The sequence below is a fragment of the Rhodococcus sp. P14 genome (genome assembly GCF_000256505.1).
GTDB lineage: Bacteria > Actinomycetota > Actinomycetes > Mycobacteriales > Mycobacteriaceae > Rhodococcus > Rhodococcus ruber.
Window position 1 is genome coordinate 1 of the sequence record NZ_AJFC01000286.1, and the last position, 832, is coordinate 832.

Consider the following 832-nt stretch of genomic DNA (forward strand, 5'->3'; position numbering starts at 1 on the left):
TGGCCGTCGCATCCCCGGCACCACCGGCGCCGACGGATCAACGGCCCCGGAACGTCGCGGTCGTCGCGGCGACTGTGGTGCTCGTGATCGTGGGAGCGACAGCGTCGCTGCGACGCCGGCGTCAGCTGCCGGCGCCGACCGGCGCCGGGTCCGGATCGGGTGCGACGCCGTCGTGAGCGACGAGCGCCTCCGCCCGCCCGAGTGCCGGTCCCGGCGCGAACAATTCGACAATCTGCCACGGCGCGGGCACGGGTTCGGAGAATCCCAGGGCGGTCGCGGCGTCCGCGTCGACGATGCCGTACCGCACGCCGGTGTCGGCGACGTAGAAGAGGGCGCCGCGCCGCGCACTGTCCGGCGCGACGGAGGTGGTCTGCACGAACGCGCCGCGGCCGGGCGCGAGGTACGCGCTGTCGGCCTCGGGCCCGCCGCCGTCCGCCTGAGCCAGGGACACCGGCACCGCCCCCTCGGGTAGCGGCAGTGCCGAGCCTGCCGACACCTCGACGACGGACCGCGACTGTCCGTCCGCGGCGGCCTCCGGGGTCCACGTCAGGCATCCGACGGGGCGGTCGCCGGCATCGACGACCGTGGGCACGGTCGTGGGGAAGGTGTCCACGTCGAGACCCCGCACGGCCGGCGCGTCCCGTAGCAGATCCGGCGGGACGGCAGGGATCTCCGCGGCGCCCTGCGAATCGGTGAAGTGGACGATCTGTGCCGTCGCCTCGGACACCTCCTGCACACCGTCGCGCAGCACGACGTAGAACTTCTTCCCGTCCGGCACTGCGACGCGGACCACCGAACCGACGGTCAGCGAGCCGATCGGATAGCGGGGGTC

The 832-nt window shown here is 74.2% G+C and carries 1 protein-coding gene; it reads right to left on the minus strand.

Features of this window, described 5'->3' with window-relative positions; translation table 11 throughout:
* Window positions 1-121: 121 nt before the first annotated feature.
* Window positions 122-832, minus strand: a 711-nt coding sequence (gene eccB, locus OEY_RS0120060) for a type VII secretion protein EccB (RefSeq protein ID WP_010595588.1), incomplete at its 5' end; no start/stop codon positions are given.